The 24,976-nt window shown below is 70.7% G+C and carries 25 protein-coding genes; 23 read left to right on the top strand and 2 right to left on the bottom strand.

Going from position 1 to position 24,976, the window contains the following annotated elements; all coding sequences use genetic code 11:
* The first annotated feature begins 49 nt into the window (after positions 1–49).
* The 8 genes from aroA (at position 50) to trmD (ending at position 9,545) form a co-directional block, all read left to right on the top strand.
* A complete protein-coding gene (aroA, locus tag BIV01_RS05580) occupies positions 50–3,202 on the top strand; it encodes a 3-phosphoshikimate 1-carboxyvinyltransferase (protein ID WP_071302166.1) in 3,153 nt (1,050 codons plus the stop codon).
* A 3-nt stretch (positions 3,203–3,205) separates the two neighbouring features.
* Positions 3,206–4,375 (top strand): acyl-CoA dehydrogenase family protein, encoded by a 1,170-nt coding sequence (locus BIV01_RS05575; protein ID WP_071302165.1) that lies wholly within the window; start codon positions 3,206–3,208, stop codon positions 4,373–4,375.
* Between the two features lie 78 nt (positions 4,376–4,453).
* Positions 4,454–5,320 carry an SDR family oxidoreductase gene (locus BIV01_RS05570; protein ID WP_071302164.1) on the top strand — a complete coding sequence of 289 codons (867 nt, stop codon included), beginning with the start codon at positions 4,454–4,456 and terminating at the stop codon, positions 5,318–5,320.
* Positions 5,321–5,324: 4 nt separating this feature from the next.
* Entirely contained in the window at positions 5,325–7,457 is a 2,133-nt protein-coding gene (locus BIV01_RS05565) for an oxidoreductase (RefSeq protein WP_083413782.1), read from the top strand.
* Between the two features lie 167 nt (positions 7,458–7,624).
* Positions 7,625–8,041, top strand: a complete 417-nt coding sequence (gene rpsP, locus BIV01_RS05560; protein ID WP_070416404.1) for a 30S ribosomal protein S16 — start codon at positions 7,625–7,627, stop codon at positions 8,039–8,041.
* Between the two features lie 4 nt (positions 8,042–8,045).
* Positions 8,046–8,282, top strand: coding sequence for an RNA-binding protein (locus tag BIV01_RS05555; protein WP_022902329.1), 237 nt, complete (start codon positions 8,046–8,048; stop codon positions 8,280–8,282).
* Positions 8,283–8,301: 19 nt separating this feature from the next.
* Complete coding sequence (gene rimM / locus BIV01_RS05550; protein WP_175473643.1) at positions 8,302–8,847, top strand: ribosome maturation factor RimM; 546 nt, start codon at positions 8,302–8,304, stop codon at positions 8,845–8,847.
* A 5-nt stretch (positions 8,848–8,852) separates the two neighbouring features.
* The gene (gene trmD, locus BIV01_RS05545) at positions 8,853–9,545 is read left to right on the top strand and encodes a tRNA (guanosine(37)-N1)-methyltransferase TrmD (protein WP_071302163.1); all 693 of its coding nucleotides are present in this window, start codon (positions 8,853–8,855) and stop codon (positions 9,543–9,545) included.
* Positions 9,546–9,846: 301 nt separating this feature from the next.
* Here trmD and map read toward each other — a convergent pair whose 3' ends face one another.
* Entirely contained in the window at positions 9,847–10,638 is a 792-nt protein-coding gene (gene map, locus BIV01_RS05540) for a type I methionyl aminopeptidase (RefSeq protein WP_070416401.1), read from the bottom strand.
* A gap of 166 nt (positions 10,639–10,804) precedes the next feature.
* Here map and rplS point away from each other — a divergent pair, with 166 nt between their 5' ends.
* The 9 genes from rplS (at position 10,805) to BIV01_RS05495 (ending at position 17,944) form a co-directional block, all read left to right on the top strand.
* A complete protein-coding gene (gene rplS, locus BIV01_RS05535; protein WP_022905818.1) occupies positions 10,805–11,161 on the top strand; it encodes a 50S ribosomal protein L19 in 357 nt (118 codons plus the stop codon).
* Between the two features lie 142 nt (positions 11,162–11,303).
* Positions 11,304–12,050: a signal peptidase I gene (gene lepB, locus BIV01_RS05530; protein WP_070416400.1), complete on the top strand. Its 747-nt coding sequence runs from the start codon at positions 11,304–11,306 to the stop codon at positions 12,048–12,050.
* The gene (locus BIV01_RS05525; RefSeq protein ID WP_071302162.1) at positions 12,047–12,754 is read left to right on the top strand and encodes a ribonuclease HII; all 708 of its coding nucleotides are present in this window, start codon (positions 12,047–12,049) and stop codon (positions 12,752–12,754) included. The genes lepB and BIV01_RS05525 overlap by 4 nt, the downstream gene beginning before the upstream one ends.
* A gap of 102 nt (positions 12,755–12,856) precedes the next feature.
* On the top strand, positions 12,857–13,180 hold the full coding sequence (locus BIV01_RS05520; protein ID WP_070419101.1) for a DUF2469 family protein: 324 nt from the start codon (positions 12,857–12,859) through the stop codon (positions 13,178–13,180).
* A 16-nt stretch (positions 13,181–13,196) separates the two neighbouring features.
* A complete protein-coding gene (locus tag BIV01_RS05515; protein ID WP_368073346.1) occupies positions 13,197–13,637 on the top strand; it encodes an Lsr2 family protein in 441 nt (146 codons plus the stop codon).
* 153 nt (positions 13,638–13,790) lie between these two features.
* A complete protein-coding gene (locus BIV01_RS05510) occupies positions 13,791–14,159 on the top strand; it encodes a YraN family protein (protein ID WP_071302161.1) in 369 nt (122 codons plus the stop codon).
* A complete protein-coding gene (locus tag BIV01_RS05505) occupies positions 14,156–15,682 on the top strand; it encodes a YifB family Mg chelatase-like AAA ATPase (protein WP_083413781.1) in 1,527 nt (508 codons plus the stop codon). The genes BIV01_RS05510 and BIV01_RS05505 overlap by 4 nt, the downstream gene beginning before the upstream one ends.
* On the top strand, positions 15,679–16,872 hold the full coding sequence (gene dprA / locus BIV01_RS05500) for a DNA-processing protein DprA (RefSeq protein ID WP_071302160.1): 1,194 nt from the start codon (positions 15,679–15,681) through the stop codon (positions 16,870–16,872). The genes BIV01_RS05505 and dprA overlap by 4 nt, the downstream gene beginning before the upstream one ends.
* 25 nt (positions 16,873–16,897) lie before the next feature.
* Positions 16,898–17,944 (top strand): tyrosine recombinase XerC, encoded by a 1,047-nt coding sequence (locus BIV01_RS05495; RefSeq protein WP_071302159.1) that lies wholly within the window; start codon positions 16,898–16,900, stop codon positions 17,942–17,944.
* A gap of 6 nt (positions 17,945–17,950) precedes the next feature.
* Here BIV01_RS05495 and BIV01_RS19665 read toward each other — a convergent pair whose 3' ends face one another.
* Positions 17,951–18,532: a M23 family metallopeptidase gene (locus BIV01_RS19665; protein ID WP_083413779.1), complete on the bottom strand. Its 582-nt coding sequence runs from the start codon at positions 18,530–18,532 to the stop codon at positions 17,951–17,953.
* Between the two features lie 334 nt (positions 18,533–18,866).
* On the opposite strand from BIV01_RS19665, the gene BIV01_RS05485 reads away from it, so the two are divergent.
* The 6 genes from BIV01_RS05485 (at position 18,867) to BIV01_RS05460 (ending at position 24,927) form a co-directional block, all read left to right on the top strand.
* Positions 18,867–20,309, top strand: a complete 1,443-nt coding sequence (locus BIV01_RS05485; protein WP_071296160.1) for a sugar porter family MFS transporter — start codon at positions 18,867–18,869, stop codon at positions 20,307–20,309.
* 300 nt (positions 20,310–20,609) lie between these two features.
* Positions 20,610–21,551, top strand: coding sequence for a 30S ribosomal protein S2 (gene rpsB / locus BIV01_RS05480; protein WP_070416392.1), 942 nt, complete (start codon positions 20,610–20,612; stop codon positions 21,549–21,551).
* 81 nt (positions 21,552–21,632) lie between these two features.
* Positions 21,633–22,460 (top strand): translation elongation factor Ts, encoded by an 828-nt coding sequence (tsf, locus tag BIV01_RS05475; protein WP_071302158.1) that lies wholly within the window; start codon positions 21,633–21,635, stop codon positions 22,458–22,460.
* Between the two features lie 153 nt (positions 22,461–22,613).
* The gene (pyrH, locus tag BIV01_RS05470) at positions 22,614–23,333 is read left to right on the top strand and encodes a UMP kinase (protein ID WP_070416390.1); all 720 of its coding nucleotides are present in this window, start codon (positions 22,614–22,616) and stop codon (positions 23,331–23,333) included.
* Between the two features lie 47 nt (positions 23,334–23,380).
* Positions 23,381–23,935, top strand: a complete 555-nt coding sequence (gene frr, locus BIV01_RS05465) for a ribosome recycling factor (protein WP_070416389.1) — start codon at positions 23,381–23,383, stop codon at positions 23,933–23,935.
* On the top strand, positions 23,935–24,927 hold the full coding sequence (locus BIV01_RS05460) for a phosphatidate cytidylyltransferase (protein WP_175473642.1): 993 nt from the start codon (positions 23,935–23,937) through the stop codon (positions 24,925–24,927). The genes frr and BIV01_RS05460 overlap by 1 nt, the downstream gene beginning before the upstream one ends.
* The last annotated feature ends 49 nt before the right edge of the window (positions 24,928–24,976 follow it).

Genomic DNA, 24,976 nt, shown 5'->3' with positions numbered 1-24,976 from the left:
GATCCACACCGGGCGTACCGTAGTAACGCTCAACAGGGAAGAGGTAGGCATGCAGCTGGTCGTGCGCGGGACGAACGCACCGCTCGTCGGAGAACTCGACATCCCGGTCTCGAAGTACCACGCGCACCGCGCGCTGGTGCTCGCGTCGCTGGCGAAGGGGACGAGCATCGTCTCCGGCATCAGTGCGACCCGGCAGGTCGAGTGGACCGTGGGCACGCTCCGTGCCCTCGGCGTCGACGTCAAGCGTCGCGGGAACGAGTACCACGTCACCGGCCTCGGCGGTCGGTACGAGGCTACCGACGTCGTCGACCACGGCTCCCGGGGCGCCGACGGGCTCCTCAACATGGGTTCCTCGGGCACCACGCTCTACTTCATGACGGGGCTCGCGTCGCTGGCGGACAAGCCGATGACCCTCTCGGGCATGAAGTACTTCCAGCGCCGCCCGATCAAGGCCCTGCTCACCTCGCTCACCCAGATGGGCATCGAGCTCGAGGCCACGAACGACTGCCCGCCGGTCACCGTGCAGCCGAAGCGTCCGCGCGGCGGCGACGTCCAGATCGCCGGCACCCTGTCGCAGTGGATCTCCGGCCTGCTCCTCGTCGCGCCCTTCGCGGAGGAGGAGACCCGGATCCACATCACCGGCGGACGGCTCAACGAGCAGCCGTACGTCGAGCTGACCGTGCGCATGATGCGCCAGTTCGGCCTCACGGTCGAGGTGTCCGACGACTGGCTCGAGTACCGGATCCCGGCGAACCAGCAGGCCACCCCGCACGACTACGTGATCCCGCCGGACATCGGCTCGGCCGCGTTCGGCATCGCTGCGGCCGGCATCCGCGAGTCGAACGTGCTGCTCCGCGGCATGACGGCGTTCACCACCGCCGAGACCGACCACCCGGAGAGCGAGTTCCTCGACCTCGCCACGGCGATGGGCGTCCCGATGCGGATCGACGAGGAGACCGGCTTCGTGCGCATCGAGCACGACGGCTCCCCGCTGCGCCCCCTCGACATCGACTGCCAGCCGATCCCGGACCTGCTGCCGATCCTGTCCACGATGGCGACCTTCGCCGAGGGCACGACCCGGCTCTGGAACGTCGCACACATCCGGTTGAAGGAGTCCGACCGCGTCGCGGCGATGCTCCAGCTCAACCGACTGGGCGGCCGCGCCGAGCAGGGCGCCGACGAGCTGCGCGTCACCGGTGTCCGTCCGGGTGACCTCCACGGGTCGCCGATGTCCTCGTTCAACGACCACCGCGTGCTCATGTCGCTGGCCGTGGCCGCGTCGAAGGCCGACGGCGTCTCCGCCCTCACCTACCCGCGCGCCTACCGGATCTCCTACCCGACCTTCCTCGAGGCGATGAACTCGGTCGGCCTCGACATGGAGGTCGGCGACGGCGCCGAGGCGCAGATCGCCCGCGACGACCGGATCGATGCCGCCGAGGCCGCTGCGGAGAGCACGGACCTGGGGGATGAGCAGGAGACGGTGACGAGCGCGCTGCCCGAGCTCGCCGGCGTCGACGCCGACCCGCTCGTCCTCAGCGAGAAGGTCCGCGCACTCTCCCAGCAGGACCCGGACGGCCTCGCCGTGATCGAGGTCGGCGGCCCCGAGCCGGTGAACACGACGTGGCGCGAGCTGCAGGACGAGGCCGACAAGGTCTCCGCCCTGCTCCTCGAGCTCGGTGTCCGCACGGGCGAGTCCGTGGCGATGCAGCTGCCGAACTGGCGCGAGTTCGTCTCGATCACCCTCGGTGCGATCCAGATCGGTGCCGTCGCGACGCCGATCATGCCCGTGTTCGGTCCCCGCGAGACCACGATGACGCTGGCCCGGTCCCGCGCCCGCGTGGTCTTCCTGCCGAACGTCTTCCGGAAGCGTCGCCCGGCGCTCGAACTGCTCGAGGTCATCGACGAGGCGAAGGCCCAGAAGCGCCGCCTGTCGGTCGAGCACGTGGTCGTGCTCCGCTCCGAGGCCCGCGGGCAGGCGGACAGCCCGACGAACCAGCCGCCGCTGCCCGCCGACGCCGCCGACCGCGTCGCCGCGAGCGAGTGGAACTGGCGCTACTTCGACACCGCGCTCGACTCGGTCCAGGTGGACGTCGACCAGATCCTGTCCCACGCGCCCGGCCCGGACGACGTCTGCCAGCTGCTCTTCACCTCCGGCACCACCGGCGAGCCGAAGGGCGTGCAGCACCCGCACCGCACGCTCGGCCTGGCGACCGCGATGCACGTCGCGCAGTCCGGCCTGACGAGCGAGGACCGGATCTACATCCCGTCGCCGCTCGCCCACCAGACCGGGTTCCTGTACGGCATGCTCCTGGCCTTCCGGCTCGGCGCACCGCAGGTCATCCAGCCCGTGTGGGACGGCACCGTCGCGCTCGAGCAGGCGTTCGGTGCCGCGAAGGCCACGTTCGTGCAGTGCGCGACGCCGTTCCTGACCGACCTCGTCGACCTCGTCGAGGCCGGGGCCGGACAGCCCGAGTCCCTCCGGATCTTCGTGCCGACGGGCGCCGCGGTGCCCCGTGCACTGGCCCAGCGTGCCGCGACGGTGCTCGGCACCGCGATCCTCGGCGCGTTCGGCACGAGCGAGACCTGCCTCGGGGCGCTCTCCAGCCCGACCGACGACCCGGCGGACGCCTACGGTCACGACGGTCGCGCGCTGCCCGGCATCCGGATCCGCATCGTCGACGACGAGGGGCACGAGCTGCCGGCGGACACCGAGGGCAACTTCGAGCTGCACTCGCCGACGATGTTCGACGGGTACCTCGACCGGCAGGACCTCACGGACGACGTCTTCACCGAGGACGGCTGGTACAAGACCGGCGACCTCGCGAAGGTCGACGCCAAGGGCTTCCTGTCCATCACGGGCCGCGTCAAGGACGTCATCAACCGCGGTGGTGAGAAGATCCCGGTCGTCGAGATCGAGAACCTGCTCTACCAGCACCCGCTCGTCACCGACGTGGCGATCGTCGCGATGCCGGACGCCCGCCTCGGGGAGCGCGCCTGCGCGTTCGTCGTGCCGGCGGCCGGTGCGGAGCAGCTCGACTTCGCCGCGATGCAGCGCGCGCTCGACAAGGCCGGCGTGAGCAAGTACTACTGGCCTGAGCGTCTCGAGTACATCGCCGAGCTGCCGCGCAACGCGGTCGGCAAGGTCCAGAAGAACGTCCTGCGCGAGCAGGCAGCCGCGCTCGTCGCGACGAAGGAGAACTGACAGATGACGATGGTCATGGAGCCGCAGACCGAGGCCGCCTTCCAGGAGCTCAAGGCCGAGGTGACCGAGTGGGTCCGCGGTCGCGGCGAGGAGTGGGCGGAGGAGATCGAGCGCACCGGCCAGGTCGCGCCCGAGCTGTTCCAGGAGCTCAAGGACAAGGGGTGGCTGTCGCTCGCCGCCCCGGCCGAGCTCGGCGGACGGGGCATCCCGTTCTCGCGCTACCTCGAGATCATGGAGATCGTGTCGCGCTCGCACGCGTCGATCCGCATGCTCGTGCACGTCATCAACGGCACCTGGCGCGCCATGCAGCCGTACGCGACGCCGGAGCAGCTCGACGAGGTCGTGAAGCCGAGCGTCGCCGGTGACAAGCTCGTCGCGTTCACGCTGACCGAGGCGACCGCGGGCACGGGTGCCGACATCCGCACGACCGTCCGCCGCGAGGGCGACACCTACGTGATGAACGGCGAGAAGCACCTCATCACGTTCGGCGTGAAGGCCGACTACTGGCTCATCGCCGCGCGCCTCGAGGGCACCACGGGCCAGGACGGCACCGTCGCGTTCCTCATGCCGAACTCCGGCCTGCCCGGCGCCGAGGTGATCGACGACTCCGACACCATGGGCATCCGTGGCACCGACCACGCGATCCTCCGCTTCACCGAGACCCCGATCCCGGCGTCCGCCCGTCTGGGCGAGGAGGGCCAGGGCCTCGAGGTCGCACTCGGCGGCTTCCTGCTGCCGAGCCGCGTGTCCGTCGCGATGAGCGCCGTCGGCCTCGCCGAGCGTGCGAACGAGCTCGCCGTCGAGTACGCGAACAAGCGCGAGACGTTCGGCAAGAAGCTCTCCAGCCGGCAGGCGATCCAGTTCTACGTCGCGGAGAACTACGCCGACATCGCCGCCGCGCGCGCCCTCGTCCTCGAGGCGGCCCGCGCCTACGAAGAGGGCCGTCCGGACGCCGGCACGCTGTCCAGCGCCTCGAAGATGGTCGCCGTCGACATGCTCGCCCGCGTCACCGACAAGGCACTGCAGGTGCACGGCGGCCAGGGCTACTGGAAGCGCAACGCCATCGAGCGCGTCTACCGCGACGCGCGCGCGCAGCGCTTCGAAGAGGGCACCAACGAGATCCAGAAGTTGGTCGTCGGCCGCGCCGTCGTGACCGGCCAGGCCGGGTTCTGACCCGCAACCACTCCATGGCCTGGAGGCGCGGTGCGGGCCCGCACCGCGCCTCCAGGCCCTGACAACGCAAGGAACACATTGGCTGCAACCACTGCTCCCATCGCCCTCATCACGGGTGCCTCCCGCGGCATCGGCCGCCTGCTCGCGCAGAAGCTCGGCCAGCGCGGCGTCACCGTCGTCGTGACGTACAAGGGCAACGCCGACCTGGCCGAGGAGTCGCTCGCCGACGTCAAGGCCGCGGGCGGCGACGGGATCACGGCGCAGGTCGACATCGAGCAGCCCGAGTCGATCGACGCGCTGTTCGACCTGGTCCGCGACACCTACGGACGCCTCGACTACTTCGTCGCCAACGCCGCCGCGAGCGCCTTCAAGCCCGTCGCGGACCTCAAGCTGCACCACCTCGACCGCAGCTACGCCACGAACGCCCGCTCGTTCGTCCTCGGTGCGCAGCGTGCCGCGCAGCTCATGGACAGGGGCGGCCGCATCGTGGTGGTCACCTCGTACGGGTCGCTCCGCGCGTTCCCGACCTACGCCGCGCTCGGTGCCGCGAAGGCCATGAGCGAGTCCTACATGAAGTACATGGCGGTCGAGTTCGGGCCCCGTCAGATCACCGTGAACGCGGTCAACGGCGGGCTCATCGACACCGACTCGCTCGAGTACTTCTACACGAAGGTACCCGGTCAGGCGCCGATCGACACCGTGTTCGAGAAGCTCCCGCTGCAGCGTCCCGGCACCGCCGACGACATGGCCGACGCGGTGGACTTCCTGCTCTCCGACAAGGCCGGCTACATCACGGGCCAGGTGCTGTCGGTCGACGGCGGCCTGACCGTGATCGCGCCGCCGTTCTGGGCGGACACGACGTCCCCGCTGCGCGACGCGGTCCTGCCGCCGGCCGACGCTGCTGCCGACTCGGCTGCCGACTCGGCTGCCGACACGGCAGAGTAGGCGCATGAGCACCGTCGCCATGCCCGACCTCGCCGTCGTCTCCTCGCCGTGGACGCTCGGCCCCCTGACCCTGCCGAACCGGGTGGTCATGGGGTCGATGCACACCGGGCTCGAGGTGCACGACGACGGCGGGGCCGGCATGGCGGCGTTCTACCGTGAGCGCGCCGCGGGGGGTGCCGCGTGCATCATCACCGGCGGCATCGCGGTGAGCGACGAGGCCCGTGGTGGCCCGGACTTCGCCGTGTTCGGCGTCGGGGGAGCGGACGAGCGGTTCCGTGCGGCGGTCGACTCCGTGCACGACGCCGGTTCGGTGATCCTCGCGCAGCTCTTCCACGCCGGGCGGTACGCGCTCGCGTCCGGCATGGTCGACCGGCACGGGGAACCCCAGCGCGTGGTGGCCCCGTCCGCGTTGCCGTGGGCGGCTGCCCGCGGCGTGGTGCCGGTCGAGCTGACCGCCGCCGAGATCGAGCAGACCATCGAGGACTTCGCGGACGCCGCCCGGTCCGCGCGGGACATCGGCTTCGACGGCGTCGAGATCATGGCGTCCGAGGGCTACCTCATCAACCAGTTCCAGTCGCCGCTGACGAACCTGCGCGACGACGAGTGGGGCGGGGACGCGGTCCGGCGTCGTCGGTTCACGGTGGCGGTCGTCGACGCCGTCCGCAGGGCGGTACCGGACCTCGCCGTGACGATCCGGCTCTCCGGCGCCGACCTGATGCCCGGCTCGTCGACCGACGACGACGTCGACGCGCTCGTGCACGAGTTGCTGCCCCTCGGCCTCGACGGGATCTCGGTCGGCATCGGCTGGCACGAGTCCCGCACGCCGACCGTGCAGGCAGCGGTGCCTCACGGCGCGTGGCTCGCGTACGCCGCCCGCATCGCCGGCGTCGTCCGCGCTTCGGCGTACCCGGACGTGAAGGTCATCGCGTCGAACCGGATGACGGACCTGCGCGACGGTGAGGCCGTGCTGGCCGACGGGCTCCTGGACGCGGTCGCCCTCGCGCGCCCGTTCCTCGCCGACCCCGCGATCGTGAACCGGTCGCTCGCCGGCGCCTTCGACCTCGTCAACACCTGCATCGGCTGCAACCAGGCCTGCCTCGACCGCTCGATCGTCGGCCAGCCCGTGTCGTGCCTGGTCAACCCGCGCGCGGCCCGCGAGGTCGCGTTCCCCGCCCGCCCGACGACCGACCCGAAGCGCGTCGACGTCGTCGGTGGTGGCCCGGCCGGGCTCGCCGCCGCGGTCGACGCCGCTCGTCGCGGCCACACCGTGACCCTCTGGGAGGCGTCCGACCGGCTGGGCGGACAGTTCGACCTCGCCGCGCTGGTGCCCGGCAAGGAGGACTACGCGGCGACGGTCCGCGCCGCCCGCGCCGAGCTCGAGGACCGCGGCGCGACGATCCACCTCGGTCGGGCCGCCACGGCCGCGGACCTCACCGCGAGCGAGGCCGTCGTGCTCGCCCCCGGTGTCGTGCCCCGGACGATCGACGTCCCCGGTGCCGACCTGCCGCACGTCCGGTCCTACGAGCGGGCGCTCCGCGAGGGCGTCCCCGCCGGGACCGTCGCGATCATCGGCGGCGGTGGGATCGGCGTCGACACGGCGGCGTTCCTCGTCGAGTCGCCCGACGAGGCCCGGCGTGCCACCGAGTTCGGCGTCCGCTGGGACCTCGACGTCGCCGACACCGTCGTGGGGGACGTGCCGCAGCGGCTCCCCGTGGCGACCCGCACGCTCCGACCCGGCGGCGACGTCACCGTCCTCCGTCGCACGGGCAAGTTCGGGCAGGGCATCGGCATCACCTCCCGCTGGGTGGCGATCGGCCGGCTCCGGGACGCCGGCGTGCACCTGGTCGGCGGCGTGCAGGAGTACCTCCGCATCGAGCCCGGTGTCCTCTGGATCCGCGACGAGCACGGCGAGGAGCGCGGCGTCCCCGCGGACAACGTGGTGGTCTGCGCCGGGCAGGAGCGGGCGCTCGGAACGGATGCCGAGGCGGGCGCAGGGCCGTCCGACGGACTCGAGCCGGGCCTCCTGGCAGCCGGTGTGCCGTACGCCGTCGTGGGCGGCGCACGCGACGCCCGGAGCGTCGACGCGGTGCGTGCCACGTCCGAAGCGCTCGAAGCGGTTCGACGACTCGCACCCTGACGGCGCGTCCCGACTCGCTTCTCGCTCGGAAACCTGCAAGAATGAACGGTCGAATCGTGTCCGCTCGACCCTCTATCCAGCGGATCACGGTCTCATCGAGCTTCCACCGTGTGTGCCCCCACGCCCGCGGTCCGGTTCAACCACAACAACACGCAACAGGAGCATTTGTGGCTGTCAAGATCCGTCTCAAGCGTCTCGGTAAGATCCGGGCGCCGTACTACCGCATCGTCGTCGCCGACTCGCGCACCAAGCGCGACGGTCGCGTCATCGAGGAGATCGGTCAGTACCACCCGACCGAGGAGCCCTCGGTCATCAAGATCGAGTCCGAGCGTGCGCTCTACTGGCTCGGCGTCGGCGCGCAGCCGACCGAGCAGGTCGCGGCCCTCCTCAAGCTGACCGGCGACTGGGCCAAGTTCAAGGGCGAGAAGGACACCGAGTCCAAGGTCAAGGTCGCCGAGCCCAAGCAGGCGTTCGTCGTGGACTCCTCCAAGAAGGCCGTCCTCAAGCCGAAGTCGGAGAAGACGGCCCCCGCCGCCGCTCCGGCCGAGTCGGCCGACGAGACCGCAGAGACGACCGAGGCGTAATTCCTTGCTCGAATCCGCGCTGACGCACCTCGTCAAGGGGATCGTCGATCACCCTGACGACGTGCGCGTCGCCAGTTCCACCTCCGCGCGGGGCGAGGTCCTCGAGGTGCGTGTGCACCCCGAGGACCTCGGCCGCGTGATCGGTCGCGCCGGACGGACCGCAAAGGCGCTGCGCACCCTCGTCTCGGCTCTCGCCGACGGCAAGCGGGTGCGTGTCGACGTGGTCGACACCGATTCCTAGGGAGACGACCCAGCTCCGGGTGGGTCGCATCACGAAGGCGCACGGGCTCAAGGGCGGCATCAAGCTCGAGCTCTACACCGACGACCCGGATCGTCGGTTCACGCCCGGAGCCGTGTTCACGCTCCAGGTCCCGGACGACTCGCCCTGGGCCGGCAAGACCATCGCGCTCGACGAGCTCCGCTGGTACAACGGCCACCCGGTCGCCTTCTTCGAGGGCATCGGGGACCGCAGCGCAGCCGAGACGCTCGCGCGGGCGATCCTCTGGGTCGAGCAGGACGCCGACGCCGAGACCGGTGAGGACGACGCCTGGTACGACCACCAGCTCGTCGGGCTGACGGTCCTCCGCGACGGCGTCGAGGTCGGTACCGTCGCGCGGGTCGACCACCTGCCGGCGCAGGACCTCCTCGCCATCGACACCCCGTCGCGGGGCGAGGTCCTCGTGCCGTTCGTCTCGGCGATCGTGCCCGCGGTGGACATCGCCGCCGGCACCGTCACCGTGACGCCGCCGACGGGCCTGTTCGAGGACCCCGAGGACACGTCCCGACCCGAGACCGTGACGGACTAGCGCGCGTGCGCATCGACATCGTCACGATCTTCCCGGAGTTCTTCTCCGTGCTGGACGTCTCGCTGCTCGGCAAGGCCCGCTCCGGCGGCCTGCTCGACCTGCACGTGCACGACCTCCGCTCGTGGACGACCGACCGGCACCGCACCGTCGACGACACCCCGTACGGCGGGGGAGCGGGCATGGTCATGAAGCCCGAACCGTGGGCGCTCGCGCTCGAGTCGCTGTTCCGGGCCGACGGCTCGTCGACCCTGGTGGTCCCGACGCCCGCCGGCACGCCGTTCACGCAGTCGATCGCGCGCTCGCTCGCGTCGACGTCGGACCACCTCGTGTTCGCCTGCGGGCGGTACGAGGGGATCGACGCCCGGGTCTTCGAGTGGGCCGCGGCGCACGCCACGGTCGTCGAGCTCTCGTTGGGCGACTACGTCCTGAACGGCGGCGAGGTCGCTGCGATGGCGATGATCGAGGCCGTCGGGCGACTCGTGCCCGGAGTCGTCGGCAACCCGGAGTCCCTCGTCGAGGAGTCCCACGAAGACGGGCTGCTCGAGTACCCGTCGTACACGAAGCCCGCGTCCTGGCGTGGCTTCGACGTGCCGGACGTGCTGCTCAGTGGGCACCACGCCCGCGTCGGTGCGTGGCGGCACGAGCAGCAGGTGGAGCGGACGCGGCGCGTCCGGCCGGATCTGCTGCCGGACGCGTAGCGCGCGGCTGGCGCTGCGGGCGGCTGCGCTGTGCGCGGCTGGCGCTGCGTGCGGCTGCGCGCGGGCGGCTTCGCGCGGGCGGTCGGACGCGCGCTCCGCGAAAGCGACAGCAGTGCGCCACCTGCTGGCGGGCGTCTGTCGCTCTCGCGGCACGGACCGCGCCGCACGGCTGTGACCTGTTGCTTTCGCGGCTTCGGCGCCGGCCGCGCACTGCGAGACGGGAGGCGCGGGAGCGGCCCGCACCGCGCCTCCCGTCCCGGACGTGACCACCTGGGCTCGGTGCGCCGCCGGTTGCGGACCCTCAGGCGGTCGCGTCGGCGCGCTGGGCGCGACGCAGGGTGAGGACCTCGGGACCGGCGTCGGTCACGGCGACGGTGTGCTCGACGTGCGCGGCGCGCGAGCCGTCGACGCTCTTGAGCGTCCAGCCGTCGTCGTCCTGGAACAGGTCGGCGGTGCCCTGCATGAGCCACGGCTCGATCGCCACGACCAGCCCCTTCTGGAGCTTGAGACCGCGCCCGGGCCGGCCGTCGTTCGGGACGTGCGGGTCGCCGTGCATCGTCCTGCCGACGCCGTGCCCGCCGAACTGCAGGTTCACGTCGTAGCCGGCGTCCTTCGCGACGCGACCGATCGCGTACGACACGTCGCCGAGCTTGTTGCCCGTGCGGAACTGGGCGATGCCCGCGGTGAGCGCGCGCTCGACGGTGTCGATCAGGCGCTGGTCGTCCTCGCGCGGGGTGCCGACCTGCACCGTGACGGCGGAGTCCGCGACCCAGCCGTCGACACTCGCGGCGAAGTCGAGGCTCACGAGGTCGCCGTCGACGAGCACACGGTCGTACGGCAGGCCGTGCAGCGCCGCGTCGTTGACCGAGGTGCACAGGTTCTTGCCGAACGGCGACTTGCCGAACGAGGGGTGGTAGTCGACGTAGCAGCTCACCGCGCCGCGGTCGGCGATCATCCGTGCGGCCACCCGGTCGAGGTCGAGCAGGTTCACGCCGACGTCGACGGTGTCGAGCAGTTCGTCGAGGACGTCGGCCACGAACCGACCGGCGGCGCGCAGGCCGTCCAGCTCGGCGGGGGTGCGGAGTTCGATCATGGGACCATCCTCGCGCGTTTTGCGGACGTGGGTTGCTGTGGCAAGATGGGTAGCCGTGCCCTGGCTGGACTCTGCCACGGGGGAGTCGCCGACACCGGGCACACACCTTCACTTACCGAATTCGATCCGCGGCGACCCGTGTGCGTCCGCAGAGAGTGACCCAATCATGAGCCAGCTCCTCGACCACGTCGACGCAGCGTCGCTGCGCACCGACGTCCCGGACTTCCGCCCCGGCGACACCATCAAGGTGCACGTCAACATCATCGAAGGCACACGCTCGCGTGTCCAGGTGTTCCAGGGCGTCGTCATCGGACGCCAGGGTCACGGCCTCGGCGAGACCTTCAAGGTCCGCAAGGTGAGCTTCCAGGTCGGCGTCGAGCGCTGGTTCCCGGTGCACTCGCCGATCATCGACCACATCGAGATCGTCACCAAGGGTGACGTCCGTCGTGCGAAGCTCTACTACCTCCGCGAACTCCGCGGCAAGGCTGCCCGTCGCAAGATCAAGGAGAAGCGCGACTCCTGATCGCCTTCACAGTGAGCGTCCGCGAGCCGGACGCCGCTGTCGGCCCCTCGTCCATGTACGGTTGTGCATCGACGGGGGGCTTTCCCTTTTTCGTGGACTCCTGCGGTCCGCGACGGGATCCTGTGGTTGAACGAGAGCGGAAATGACGGACACGACTGACGAAACCGGGCGCCGGCCCCGTGTCGAGAAGAAGCGGAACGGTGTCCTCACCTTCCTCCGCGACCTCGTCATCATCTTCATCGCGGCGTTGCTCGTCTCGTTCCTCGTCAAGACCTTCCTGATCCGGTCGTTCTACATCCCGTCGGCGTCGATGGAGAACACGCTGCAGATCAACGACCGCGTGATCGTCAACGAGCTCGTGCCCGACGTGGTGTCCCTCAAGCGCGGCGACGTCGTCGTCTTCAAGGACCCGGGCGGGTGGCTCACCGGGTCCGAGGTGCCGAGCGTGACGCCGACGACCCAGCCGGCGAAGGCCATCGACTGGCTCCTCACCCAGGTCGGCCTCGGCACCGGCGACAGCGACGACCACCTCATCAAGCGCGTCATCGGCCTGCCCGGCGACAAGGTGTCCTGCTGCAACGACCTCGGGCAGATGTCCGTGAACGGTGTGCCGATCAAGGAGCCGTACCTCAAGCTGCCCACGGGGGAGACCCGCGCCTCGGGGACCGACTTCTCGGTGACCGTGCCGAAGGGCACCATCTGGGTGATGGGCGACAACCGCTACGACTCGAAGGACTCGCGGTACAACGGCGACACCCCGTCGAAGGGGTTCGTGCCGCTGTCCGACGTGACCGGCCGTGCCTTCGTCATCTCGTGGCCGTCGAGCCGGTGGACCTGGCTGGACGACCACCCCGAGGTGTTCGCGGGCGTGGAGGAGCGAGAGAAGTGACCGCCGTCCGGCCGTCGCTCCGGCTCGAGAAGAAGCTCCTGGCCGACGGCCGGGTGACGGTCATCGGGATGGACGAGGTCGGCCGCGGCGCGATCGCCGGGCCCGTCGCCGTCGGGGTCGCTGCCGTGACGCTCGACATCGGCCGGGTGCCCCAGGGGCTCGCGGACTCGAAGCTGCTCACCGCTGCTCGTCGCGAGGCCCTCGACCCCGTCGTCCGCCGGTGGACCCGGACCGCGGTGGGGATGGCGTCCGCCTCGGTGGTCGACGAGCAGGGCATCGTGCCGGCGTTGGGCCAGGCCGGGGCGTCGGCGATCGCCGCGCTGGTGGCGGACGGACTCTCGCTGGATGGCGCCGTGGTCGTGCTCGACGGTTCGTTCGACTGGCTCACCCGTGCCGTCCCCGTGACGCTCCGGCTACCGTCCGACCCGCTCGAGGTCGTCGTGGGGGTCAAGGCCGATCGGGACTGCGCTTCGGTCGCTGCGGCCTCGGTCGTGGCGAAGGTCGCCCGTGACGCGCTGATGACGGCTGCGCACGACGAGGCGCCGCACTACGCGTGGGCGTCGAACAAGGGGTACGGGTCGACGGCGCACTACGACGCGATCCGGTCGGTGGGGGCGCACGCGCTGCACCGGAAGAGCTGGTTGCACCAGGCGTCGAGCGTGGCGCTGGACGGGTTCGCCGAGTTGGACGCGCTGGCGGGCTGAGCGCGTTCGGTCGCGCGTCGGGCTGTGGGTCGGTCGCGCGTTGTGGTGAGGGTCGGTCGCGGTGTGTCGTCGGTGCTTCCATCGCCGTAGACTGTGGGCGCGATGGATGACGACGAATTCGACGACTACGACCGCGAGGTCGAACTGGCCCTGTACCGCGAGTACCGCGACGTCGTGTCGCAGTTCCGGTACGTGGTCGAGACCGAGCGACGTTTCTACCTGGCCAACGAGGTGGAACTCGCCCGCCGTGACACTGAACACGATTTCTACTTCGAATTGACGATGAACGACGTCTGGGTGTGGGACGTCTACCGTTCCGACCGCTTCGTGAAGTCCGTCCGGGTGCTGACGTTCAAGGACGTGAACGTCGAGGAACTCACTTCCCGCGAACTCGAGCTGCCGAAAGAACTCGCGCTCGACGAGTGATCTTCACTTCTTTTCGGTGAATCTGAGAATCGCCGAGACAATTGTGCCGGAATGCATTCCGCCCGCTAATGTGAAGGGGATTTCCCGTCCCCTGTACAAGGAGCACGTCATGGCACAGAAGGTCACCGTTCAACTCGTCGACGATCTCGACGACACGCCCATCACCGCCGGCTCGGGTCGGACCGTCGAATTCGCCTTCGACGGATCGTCGTACGAGATCGACCTGACCGACGACAACGTCGACAAGTTCCGTGAGGCGATCTCCGACTACGTCGCCGCTGCGCGCAAGGTCTCCGGCCGCCGATCCGGTGGGACTGCCCCGAAGGCGGCGCCGAAGCGCGGCAACTCGGAAGAGCTCGCCAAGATCCGTGAATGGGCGAAGGAGAACGGGTACGAGGTCTCGACCCGCGGGCGTATCTCCACCCAGGTGCAGGAAGCGTACGCAGCCGCACACTGAGTGCCCCTGCTGCAGGACCCCGGACGGCTTCGGCCGACCGGGGTCCTTCCTTGTCCTCCACAGGTCGTCGTCCGCCGATTCCCGTCCACAAATCGTCGAGGTGCGACTTGATGGCGCGTCGATTCCCGGGATCGTCGTGGCGGAGGCAACGACATGGAACGAACACCGCTGCGGAACAGCAGTCTCGGACGATTCGGCGAAGAACAGGCTGCGGAATGGCTCGAACGCCACGGGTTCCGCGTCGTCGAACGCAATTGGCGATGCGCCCGCGGGGAGATCGACATCGTCGCGTGGCAGTCCTGCACGCTGTGCTTCATCGAGGTGAAGACCCGGTCGGGGAACGCGACCGGTCATCCGTTCGAGGCGATCACGGCCTCGAAGGTCATACGACTGCGCCGTCTCGTGCCGGCCTGGTTCGCGGACCATCCCGAGGTGTCGGCGCGGATGATCCGCATCGATGCCGTCGCCGTGCACGTCGACGGTGATCGCGTCGGGGTCGAGCACGTGGCGGGTGTGCTGTGACGACGGACATCGGGCGCGCGTCGGCGATCGCGCTCGTCGGGGTCCAGGGGCGCGTGATCGAGGTCGAGGCACACCTCACGAGCCAGCTGCCCGGCTTCAGCATCATCGGTCTTCCCGACGCGGCCCTGGGCGAAGCGCGTGAGCGGGTCCGGTCGGCCAGCGCCGTCGCCGGCTGTCCGCTCCCGGCGCGGCGGATCACCGTGAACCTCACCCCGGCGTCGATCCCGAAGCGTGGTTCCGGGTTCGACCTCGCCATCGCCATGGCGGTCCTCGGGGCCGAGGGCATCGCGCCGCAGGTCTCCCGCGACGTCGCGTACATCGGTGAGCTCGGACTCGACGGGCGGGTCCGGCCCGTGCCCGGGGTCATCCCGATGGTGATCGCCGCGCGGGACGCCGGCATCCACACGGTCGTCGTGCCGTTCGGCAACGTCGAGGAAGCCCGGATCGTGCCGGGCGTCGAGGTGATCGGCACACCGTCGCTCCGGGCGAGCGCGATCACCGCCGGAGCGCTCCTGCCGCCGGTCGAGACCGACCCCGTCCTGCAGCCCGCCGTGGCAGAGGTCCGTCCGGACGTGCACGACCTGGCTGACGTGATCGGCAACGCCGTCGGCGTCCGGGCGGTCATCGCGGCCGCGGCCGGAGGGCACCACGTGTTCCTGCTCGGCCCGCCCGGTGCCGGCAAGACGATGCTCGCCGAGCGGCTGCCGGGCCTCCTGCCGGACCTCGACCCCGAGGCAGCGCTCGAGGTCGCGGCCGTCCGCTCCGTCAGCGGGCTCGGCAACCAGTCGTGGAGCGTGCGACCGCCGTGGGAAGCGCCGCACCACTCGTCGTCGGCGATGGCCCTGATCGGCGGGGGCTCGGGGCTCCTCCGCCCCGGTGCCGTGTCGCGGGCCACGCGCGGGGTGCTCTTCCTCGACGAGGCGACCGAGTTCCCCCGGGCGGTCCTCGACGCGCTCCGCCAGCCGCTCGAGTCCGGTCGGATCACGATCCACCGCAGCGTCGGCAGTGCCGAGTTCCCCGCACGGTGTCAGGTCGTGCTCGCGGCGAACCCCTGCCCGTGCGGGAACGCGGGGACCCGGGGTGGCCCATTGTGCTCCTGCAGTCCGAGCACGGTGCGGAAGTACCTCGGACGCCTCTCCGGACCGCTCCTCGACCGGATCGACATCCGCGTGGCGGTGCCCCGGGTGACGACGGGCACGATCCGCTCGGCGGAGGGCACCGCGCCCACCACGGCCGAGGCGGCAGCGCGTGTGGCCGCAGCCCGACGTCGGATGGCCGATCGGCTGCACGGCACCGGCTGGGCCTGCAACGCCGAGGTCACCGGGCCGTGGCTCCGGTCGGAAGGTCGGGCAGAGCCGGGCGCGACGGCACCCCTCGACCGGGCACTCGACTTCGGCACGCTGACGATGCGGGGGTGGGACCGGGTCATGCGGTTGGCGTGGACGATGGCCGACCTCGACGACGTCGAGCGTCCGGGTTCCGCCGAGGTCCGGCGCGCGCTGACGCTGCGGAGCGCGCTGTGAACCCGTCGTCCGGCGACGACACCCTCGCCCGGGTCGTCTGGAGCGTCCTCGCCGAACCGGGCGATGCCGTCGCGGGAGAACTCGTCGCGGCGCTCGGACCGGACGAGTCCCTCGCACTGGTCCGTCGTGCGGCTGCGGGCGGCGCGAGCGAACTCCTCGAGCAGGTCGGTACGGACGCGTCGTTCGCCGACGGCCCCGACCGGGTCCGCGCGGCGCTCGAGTCGGCGTTCGACCGGTGGCGACCGCGCCTCGGGGGAGCGGACGACCGCGCCGTCGCGGCCATGGCGTCCGCCACCGCGGTCGGCGCGCGCCTCCTCGTCCCGGGCACGCCTGAGTGGCCGAGCGGGTTGGAGGACCTCGGGCCGCACGCGCCGTTCGTGCTGTGGAGTCGTTCGGAGCTGGACGACCCGGTCGGTGCAGCCGGCTGCCGCGGGGCGCTCGCGATCGTCGGGTGCCGGGCGAACACCGTCGCCGGTGCCGAGGCCACGGCGGAGATCGCCTCCGTCGCGGCGGACGACGGCGTCGAGATCGTGTCCGGCGGCGCGTACGGCATCGACGCCGTGGCCCATCGGGTCGCCGTCGCCGCCGGGACCCCCACGACGGCGGTGCTCGCCGGCGGGGTCGACCAGTTCTACCCGGCGGGCAACCACGACCTGCTGCGCAACGTGCTCGGACGGGGCCGGGTGCTGTCCGAGTCGCCACCGGGGACCCGGCCGACGCGGTGGCGCTTCCTGCACCGCAACCGGCTGATCGCCGCGCTGTCCGGGGCGACGGTGGTCGTCGAGGCCGCTGCTCGTTCGGGGGCGCTCAACACCGCCCACCACGCGCTGCACCTCGGTCGTCCGGTGTTCGCCGTGCCCGGTCCCTTCGCGTCGGCCGCCTCGGTCGGGTGCCACCGGTTGATCGCCGACGGCACCGCGCAGATCGTCGTCCAGCCCCGCGACCCGGTCGCAGCGGTGTCCGCGGTCGTCGTCCACGACGCGCCGCCGGTGGCGGAGGTCCTCGTCCTCGGGACCCGGTCGGATCCGCACGTCACGCGGGCGCTCGACGCACTCGACCGGCGGCCGCTCCCGGTGGAGGAGATCGCCCGTCGCAGCGGGCTCTCCGTCGACGACACGGCGGACGCCCTCGCCCTGGCGCAGCTCGAGGGGCTGGTGGTGGCACTGGCCGAGGGATGGTGCCGTCGATGACGGACGTCGGACCTACGCTGGGCGGGTGACGGAACGCACCGGGGAACGGCTCGCAGTGGCGGTGGACGCGTTCCTCGCGCACGCCCGCCACGGCCGCGGGCTCAGCGAGCAGACCGTCCGCGCCTACGCCAACGACCTCGAGCAGTTCGTCGCGTTCGCCACCGCCCGCGGAGTCGATCGGCTGTCGGACCTCGGCCTCGAGCTGCTGCGCGACTGGCTGTGGGACGCCGACCACCGGGGCCTGGCTCGGTCCACCATCGCTCGCCGGTCGTCGTCGGTCCGGGCGTTCACCCGGTGGGCGAGCGAGTCCGGGTGGATCGCGTCCGACCCGGGCGTGCGGCTCCGGGCGCCGAAGGGGGCGTCGCACCTCCCGCGCGTGGTGTCGTCCGACCAGGTCCGGACGATGCTCGACGGATTGGCCGCTCGGGCTGCGACCGACGATCCCGGCGCGCTGCGCGACCTCGCGGTCGTGGAACTCCTGTACGCGGCGGGGATCCGGGTGAGCGAACTCGTCGGCATCGACGTGCGCGACCTCGACCGGGGCCGGCTGACCGTCCGGGTGCTCGGCAAGGGCGGGAAGGAGCGCGTCGTGCCGTTCGGGGTGCCCGCACGCGACGCGCTCGAGGCGTGGCTCGACCGTGGTCGCCCGGCGTTGCTCGCCAGCGCGCATGCGGGCGACGGCCACGCGGCGGGCGATGGCCGCGCGTCGGGCGATGGCCGCGCGGCGGGCGATGGCCGCGCGGCGGGCAACGGCCACGCGGCGGTCAGCGGTGCCCGGAACGCCGCGCCGGCTGCGGACGCGCTGTTCCTCGGTGACCGCGGCGGTCGGCTCGGCGTCCGTGGCGCGTACCGGATCGTCGCTCGGCTCCTGCAGGACCTGCCGGGCGAGGGCCCGAGCGGTCCGCACACCTTCCGGCACACGGCGGCGACGCACCTGCTCGACGGGGGAGCGGACCTCCGTGCCGTGCAGGAGCTGCTCGGGCACGCGAGCCTCGGGACGACCCAGATCTACACGCACGTCTCCTCCGCACGGCTGCGCGAGGTCTACCGGACGGCCCACCCCCGCGCCTGACCGGACTCACCCCGTCCAGGCGGTCTCGGGCAGCAGCACCGGCCACGCCGCCGCGGGCAGGTACGGCGTCGGATCGGCGTACCGGTCGTCGAGCCGTGCGCCCAGGTGCAGGCACGGGTCCGCTGCCGGACAGTGGCCGACCGACACCGTGCCCACCGCGTCACCCTGCGCCACGGTGTCTCCCGTCGCGACCCCGGGCGCGACTGAGTCCACCGTGCTCCGGAGCCCGCCGCCGTGGTCGATCGTCACGACCCCCCGTCCGGCGACCTGCCCGGCGAACGTCACCGTCCCGTCGTCGACGGCCACCACCACGGTCCCGATCGGTGCCCCGACGTCGATCCCGCGGTGGCCCGCTGCGTAGTCGTCCGCCGGGGCCTCCCACGGCCGGCCGACCACCCGGCTACCGGTCGGCCACACCCACGGTGCCTCCGCCGACGCAGGCGTCGGGCGGTCACGGGCGACGTCGTTCCGGACCGGCGATGACGTGGCGATGGGTGACCCGGTCGCACGGGAGTCGATCCCGTGCTGCAGTGGGCACAGGAGCAGCAGGAACACGACGACGACTGGGCCCAGGTGACGGAACGACATCCGCCCAGCATCGCGGTGCGTGGCGTCGACCGCGCCGGAGGTGACCCGTCCTGTGGACGGTGATCCGCGCCTCCTGGACCGTGGAGGGGAAGCGGGAGCGATCCGGACGAGCAATGCGACACTCCACCAGCGGTTCGACGCGCGGAATGTCGAAAGACTCGTGGATCGCACCAACCGGCCACCCACCGCCCCGCGCGCCCGGTTGGCCCCCGCGCCCGATCCGGGAGTACAGTCGGGGCCGCTCCGGAACACGCAACGCCGCTCGGACGGCGAACCAGCCGACCGCCGGGGCACCGTGCAGCATCCCGCACGGCGGCGGGAAACCTGGAGCATCGTGTCGAACGCGACAACGCAGCACGGCGAAGACCGTGCCTTCAAGGGGAAGGTCACGCTGTTCGCCATCGCGGCAGCGGTCGGCGGCTTCCTCTTCGGATTCGACTCGTCCGTCATCAACGGTGCGGTCGAGGCAATCAAGGGCGAGTTCGGTCTGTCCGAGGCCGCAAGCGGCTTCGCCGTCGCCTCGGCACTCATCGGCTGCGCGTTCGGTGCCTACTTCGCCGGCCGCCTCGCGGACCGCTGGGGTCGCACGCGCGTCATGTTCTGGGCCGCCGTCCTGTTCTTCGTGAGCTCGATCGGCAGCGCGTTCGCGTTCGCCACCTGGGACCTCGTGATCTGGCGCCTCGTCGGCGGTCTGGGCATCGGCACCGCGTCGGTCATCGCGCCGGCGTACATCTCCGAGGTCTCGCCGAAGGCCATCCGCGGTCGCCTGGCCTCGTTCCAGCAGCTCGCGATCACGCTCGGTATCTTCGCCGCGCTCCTGTCCGACCAGCTCTTCGCGGTGACCGCCGGCGGCGCCTCGGAGCAGGTGCTCGGCCTCGCCGCGTGGCGCTGGATGTTCCTGGTCGGCGTGATCCCCTCGGTCGTGTACGGCGTCCTCGCCATCACGCTCCCCGAATCGCCGCGCTTCCTCCTCGCCAAGGGCAGGACGGACGACGCGCGCGAGGTGATGGGCAAGATCGTGCCGCGCGACACGGTGAACACCAGCCTCGAGGAGATCCAGGACGGCATCAAGAAGGAGGCCAGCGAGAAGAAGGGCTCCATCCGGGGCAACCGCTTCGGACTCCAGCCGATCGTCTGGGTCGGCATCATCCTCGCGGTGCTGCAGCAGTTCGTCGGCATCAACGTGATCTTCTACTACTCGACGACGCTCTGGCAGGCGGTCGGCTTCAAGGAGGACCAGTCCTTCCTCATCTCGACCATCACCTCGGTCGTGAACGTCGCCGTCACCTTCATCGCGATCTTCACGGTGGACAAGCTCGGCCGGAAGCCGCTGCTCATCGCGGGTTCGACGGGCATGTTCGTGTCGCTGCTCATGGTCGCGATCGCGTTCTCACAGGCGACGATCGTGAACGGCGAGCCGAACCTCCCCGGTGCGTGGGGCGTCATCGCGCTGATCTTCGCGAACCTCTTCGTCGTGTCGTTCGGCGCCACGTGGGGTCCGCTCATGTGGGTCCTGCTCGGTGAGATGTTCCCGAACCGCATCCGTGCGACCGCACTCGGCATCGGGTCCGCGGCGAACTGGATCGCGAACTTCCTCGTCACCATCACGTTCCCCGTCCTGTCCGGCTTCAACCTGACCGTGACCTACGGCATCTACGCGCTGTTCGCCCTGCTCTCCCTGTTCTTCGTCATCGCGAAGATCCCGGAGACCAAGGGCCGCTCCCTCGAGGAGATGGGCATCACGGCCGAGGGCGACACGGTGGACGCCAAGGCCTGACGCACCAGCGTCACCACCGTCCAGGAGGCGCGGTGCGGGTCCGACCCGCACCGCGCCTCCTGTGCGTCCACCGTCTGCTAGCATCTCCTCAGCAGTGCGCTCCGGCGCGCTGACTTCGCGTGTCCACAGCGCCGTCACCGGCGCGGCACCCGACCATCGGTCTCGCTCTCACGAGCGGGCGGTCGCGTGCCAGGGCACCAGGGACCACGACCGACGGTCGTGATCGACACAACCGCAACAGGTCCGCAGCGACGTGCGAGAGCACGGCTGCGCGCCGAGAAGACAGAAGGAGGACGGCACATGGCCGTCGTCACCATCCGCCAGCTGCTCGACAGCGGCGTCCACTTCGGACACCAGACCCGTCGGTGGAACCCGAAGGTGAAGCGATTCATCCTCGCCGAGCGCTCCGGCATCCACATCATCGACCTGCAGCAGTCGCTGGCCTTCATCGACCGCGCGTACGACTTCGTCAAGGAGACGGTCGCGCACGGTGGCACGATCCTCTTCGTGGGCACCAAGAAGCAGGCCCAGGGCTCCATCGCCGAGCAGGCGACCCGCGTCGGCCAGCCGTACGTCAACCAGCGTTGGCTCGGCGGTCTGCTCACGAACTTCCAGACGGTCTCCAAGCGCCTCGCGCGCATGAAGGAGCTCGAGGAGATCGACTTCGACGACACGACGAAGGGCTTCACCAAGAAGGAGCTCCTCATCAAGAAGCGCGAGCTGGACAAGCTCCACAAGACCCTCGGTGGTATCCGCAACCTCACGCGGACCCCGAGCGCGCTCTGGATCGTCGACACCAAGAAGGAGCACCTCGCCGTCGACGAGGCGCAGAAGCTCGGTATCCCGATCATCGGCATCCTCGACACCAACTGCGACCCCGACGAGATCACGTACCCGATCCCGGGCAACGACGACGCGATCCGCTCCGTCGGTCTCCTCACCCGCATCGTCGCCGACGCCGCGGCCGAGGGCCTGAAGACCCGCCACAACGGTGGCGACGACGAGGCTGCGGCCGAGCCCCTCGCCGAGTGGGAGCAGGAGCTCCTCGGTGGCGAGACCGCCGCGCCGGCCGCTGCGACCGCGACGCCCGCCGCCGCCGAGGCCGAGACCCCGGTCGAAGAGAACGACGCTGACGCGCAGGTCGCCGCGAAGGAGATCGGCGAGCCGATCGCCGACGACGCGAAGAACGCAGAGCCGACGGCCGAGGCCGAGGCCGCTGCGGAGACCACCCCCGCCGAGTGACCATCGGGGGCGTCGGGCCGATCGGTCCGGCGCCCCTGCTCCACTCTCCACAAACGCTCAGTCCAGAAAGGACTCCAGTCAATGGCCAACTACAGCCTTGCTGACGTGAAGAAGCTCCGCGAGGAACTCGGGGCCGGCATGATGGACGCGAAGACCGCGCTCGTCGAGGCCGACGGCGACTACGACAAGGCCGTCGAGCTGCTCCGCATCAAGGGCGCGAAGGCCGTCGCCAAGCGCGACGACCGTGCGACCTCCGAGGGTGTCGTCGTCGCGTCGACCGACGGTGGCGCCGCGACCGTCGTCGAGCTCGCGAGCGAGACCGACTTCGTCGCGAAGAACGAGAAGTTCACCACCCTCGCCGACAAGGTCGTCGCCGCGGTCGCCGCCGCCGGTGCTGCCGACGTCGAGGCCGGCAACGCCGCGCCGCTGGACGGCAAGACCGTCGCCGAGGTCATCGACGAGGCCGCCGCCGCGCTCGGTGAGAAGCTCGCGCTCCGCACGGTCACCCGTGTCGAGGGCGACGCCTTCGAGGTCTACCTGCACAAGACCAGCCAGGACCTCCCGCCGCAGATCGCCGTCGTCATCGCCTACTCGGGCTCCGACGCGGCCGAGGCCCGTTCCATCGCGCAGCACGTCGCGTTCGCGAACCCGACCTACCTCACGCGGGACGAGATCCCGGCCGAGGCGATCGAGAAGGAGCGCGCGACCGTCGAGGCGATCACGCGCGAGGAGGGCAAGCCGGAGGCCGCCCTGCCGAAGATCGTCGAGGGTCGCCTCAACGCCTACCGCAAGCAGGTCGCGCTCCTCGACCAGGACTACGCGAAGGACAACAAGATCTCCGTCGCGAAGGCCGCCGAGAACGCCGGCATCACGATCCAGGGCTTCGCCCGCGTCAAGGTCGGCGCGTAACGAACCCGTGACGGGGCTCGGAACCACCAGGTTCCGGGCCCCGTTTTCGCGCGCCGACACGCGCGAGCACCGACTGGAGGCGCGACCCGCCTCCGCCGGACCGGCTGCGGCCGGGTAGATTCCCACGAGACATTCGACGAAGGGTGCGACCACATGACGAACGAGAAGACCGGACGCCGCCGGGTCCTGCTGAAGCTGTCGGGGGAGGCGTTCGGTGCCGGTTCGCTCGGTGTGAACCCGGACGTCATCAGCACGATCGCGAAGGAGATCGCGGTCGCCGCGCAGGAGGTCGAGGTCGCGATCGTTGTCGGCGGCGGGAACTTCTTCCGCGGTGCCGAGCTCTCCCAGCGGGGCATGGACCGCGGGCGCGCTGACTACATGGGCATGCTCGGGACGGTCATGAACGCCCTCGCGCTGCAGGACTTCCTCGAGCAGGCCGGAGCCGCCACGCGCGTGCAGTCGGCGATCAGCATGACCCAGGTCGCCGAGCCGTACATCCCGCGGCGCGCCGAGCGGCACCTCGAGAAGGGGCGCATCGTCATCTTCGGTGCCGGAGCGGGCCTGCCCTACTTCTCGACCGACACGGTCGCCGCGCAGCGTGCCCTCGAGATCGACGCGCAAGAGGTCCTCGTCGCCAAGAACGGCGTCGACGGCGTCTACACGGCGGACCCGAAGAAGGACGCCACGGCGGAGAAGCTCCACCACGTCACCTACCAGGACGCGCTCCTGAAGGGCCTCAAGGTCGTCGACGCCACCGCGTTCTCGCTCTGCATGGACAACGGCATGCCGATGCACGTCTTCGGCATGGAGGGCGACGGCAACGTCGCCGCCGCGATCCGGGGCGAGCGCATCGGCACGGTGGTCAGCAACTGACCCCGTCCGCTGACTAGACTCGACGCCAGTACCGAAGGAGTAACACCGTGATCAGTGATGTCCTGACCGAAGCCACCGAGAAGATGGCGAAGGCGGTCGAGGTCGCCAAGGACGACTTCTCGACCGTCCGCACCGGCCGCATCAACGCGGCGCTCTTCCAGAAGATCCCGGTCGAGTACTACGGCACGCCGACGCCGCTCGCGCAGCTCGCGTCGCTGCAGACCCCCGAGGCCCGCACGCTCATCGTGACGCCGTACGACAAGACGGCGCTCAAGGAGATCGAGCGCGCGATCGCGACGTTCCCGAACCTCGGCGCCAGCCCGACGAACGACGGTGACATCGTCCGCGTGACGATCCCGGAGCTCACGCAGGACCGCCGCAAGGAGTTCGTCAAGCTCGTCCGGAGCAAGGGCGAGGACCACAAGGTCGTCATCCGCAACATCCGCCGCAAGGCCAAGGACGACCTCGACGCGCTCAAGGGCGAGATCTCGGACGACGAGATCTCCCGTGGCGACAAGGACCTCGAAGCCCTGACGAAGAAGCACGTCGACCAGATCGACGACTCGCTGAAGAAGAAGGAAGCCGAACTCCTCGAGGTCTGATGCACCGTCCGGACCAGGGCGGTGACCGCCCCACAGCAGAGAAGCGTTCCGCCAAGGGGCTGCGTCAGGACTTCGACGCGCGCGCACGAGCCGCACGCACCGACTTCGAGGCGCAGCTCCGGCAGCGGAAGGCCGACTTCGGCGCCCGCAACGAGGCGCTGACGGCACGCACCGGACGCAACCTGCCGGCCGCGATCGGGATCGCCCTGGCGTTCGCGGTCGTGATGCTCGGCTCGTTGCTCATCTGGAAGCCGTCGTTCATGGTCGTCGGGGCGTTCCTGCTCGGCGTCGGCGTCTACGAGCTCGCGAGCGCCATGCGGTTCGCCGGGCGCGACGTGCCGCGCATCCCGAGCGTCATCGTGAGTGTGGCGATCGTGCCGGCGGCGTTCATCGGCGGTCAGATCCCGGCGCTGTTCACGCTCCTCGGCGGCATCGTGTTCATCAGCCTCTGGCGCCTGGTCGAGGTCGCGATCGCGCGTCCGAAGCCGGCCGCGGGCAACGTGGTGCGGGACCTCACGAACGGCTTGTTCGTGCAGGCCTACATCACGCTCCTCGGCGCCTGCGTCGTGCTGCTGGCGGCACAGCCCAGCGGGCAGCTCTGGGTGATCGGCTTCATCCTCGTGGTCGTCGCGGTCGACACCGGCGCGTACGCCACCGGGCTCAACCTCGGCAAGCACCCGATGGCGCCGCGGATCAGCCCGAAGAAGACGTGGGAGGGCTTCGCCGGCTCGGTCGCCGCCAGCATCATCGTCGGCATCCTCGTCTCGTGGCTCATGCTCGGGCTGCCCTGGTGGACGGGCATCATCCTCGGCGTGCTCATCTCCGGGTCCGCCACGCTCGGCGACCTGACCGAGTCGATGATCAAGCGCGACCTCGGCATCAAGGACATCTCGTCGTTCCTGCCCGGGCACGGTGGACTCCTCGACCGCATCGACAGCATCCTGCCGTCCGCCGCCGTCGCCTACGTGCTGTACCTCGTCGTCAACCACTGAACGGACCCCTGGCCCACGCCCCAGCGCGTCCAGGTCACACCATGGTCCG

Origin of the sequence: Curtobacterium sp. MCBA15_013 (assembly GCF_001865095.1) — a bacterium.
In the GTDB taxonomy this organism is placed as follows: domain Bacteria; phylum Actinomycetota; class Actinomycetes; order Actinomycetales; family Microbacteriaceae; genus Curtobacterium.
The sequence above is the reverse complement of the archived record's forward strand: the minus strand, read 5'-3'. Positions and strand labels throughout refer to the sequence as shown.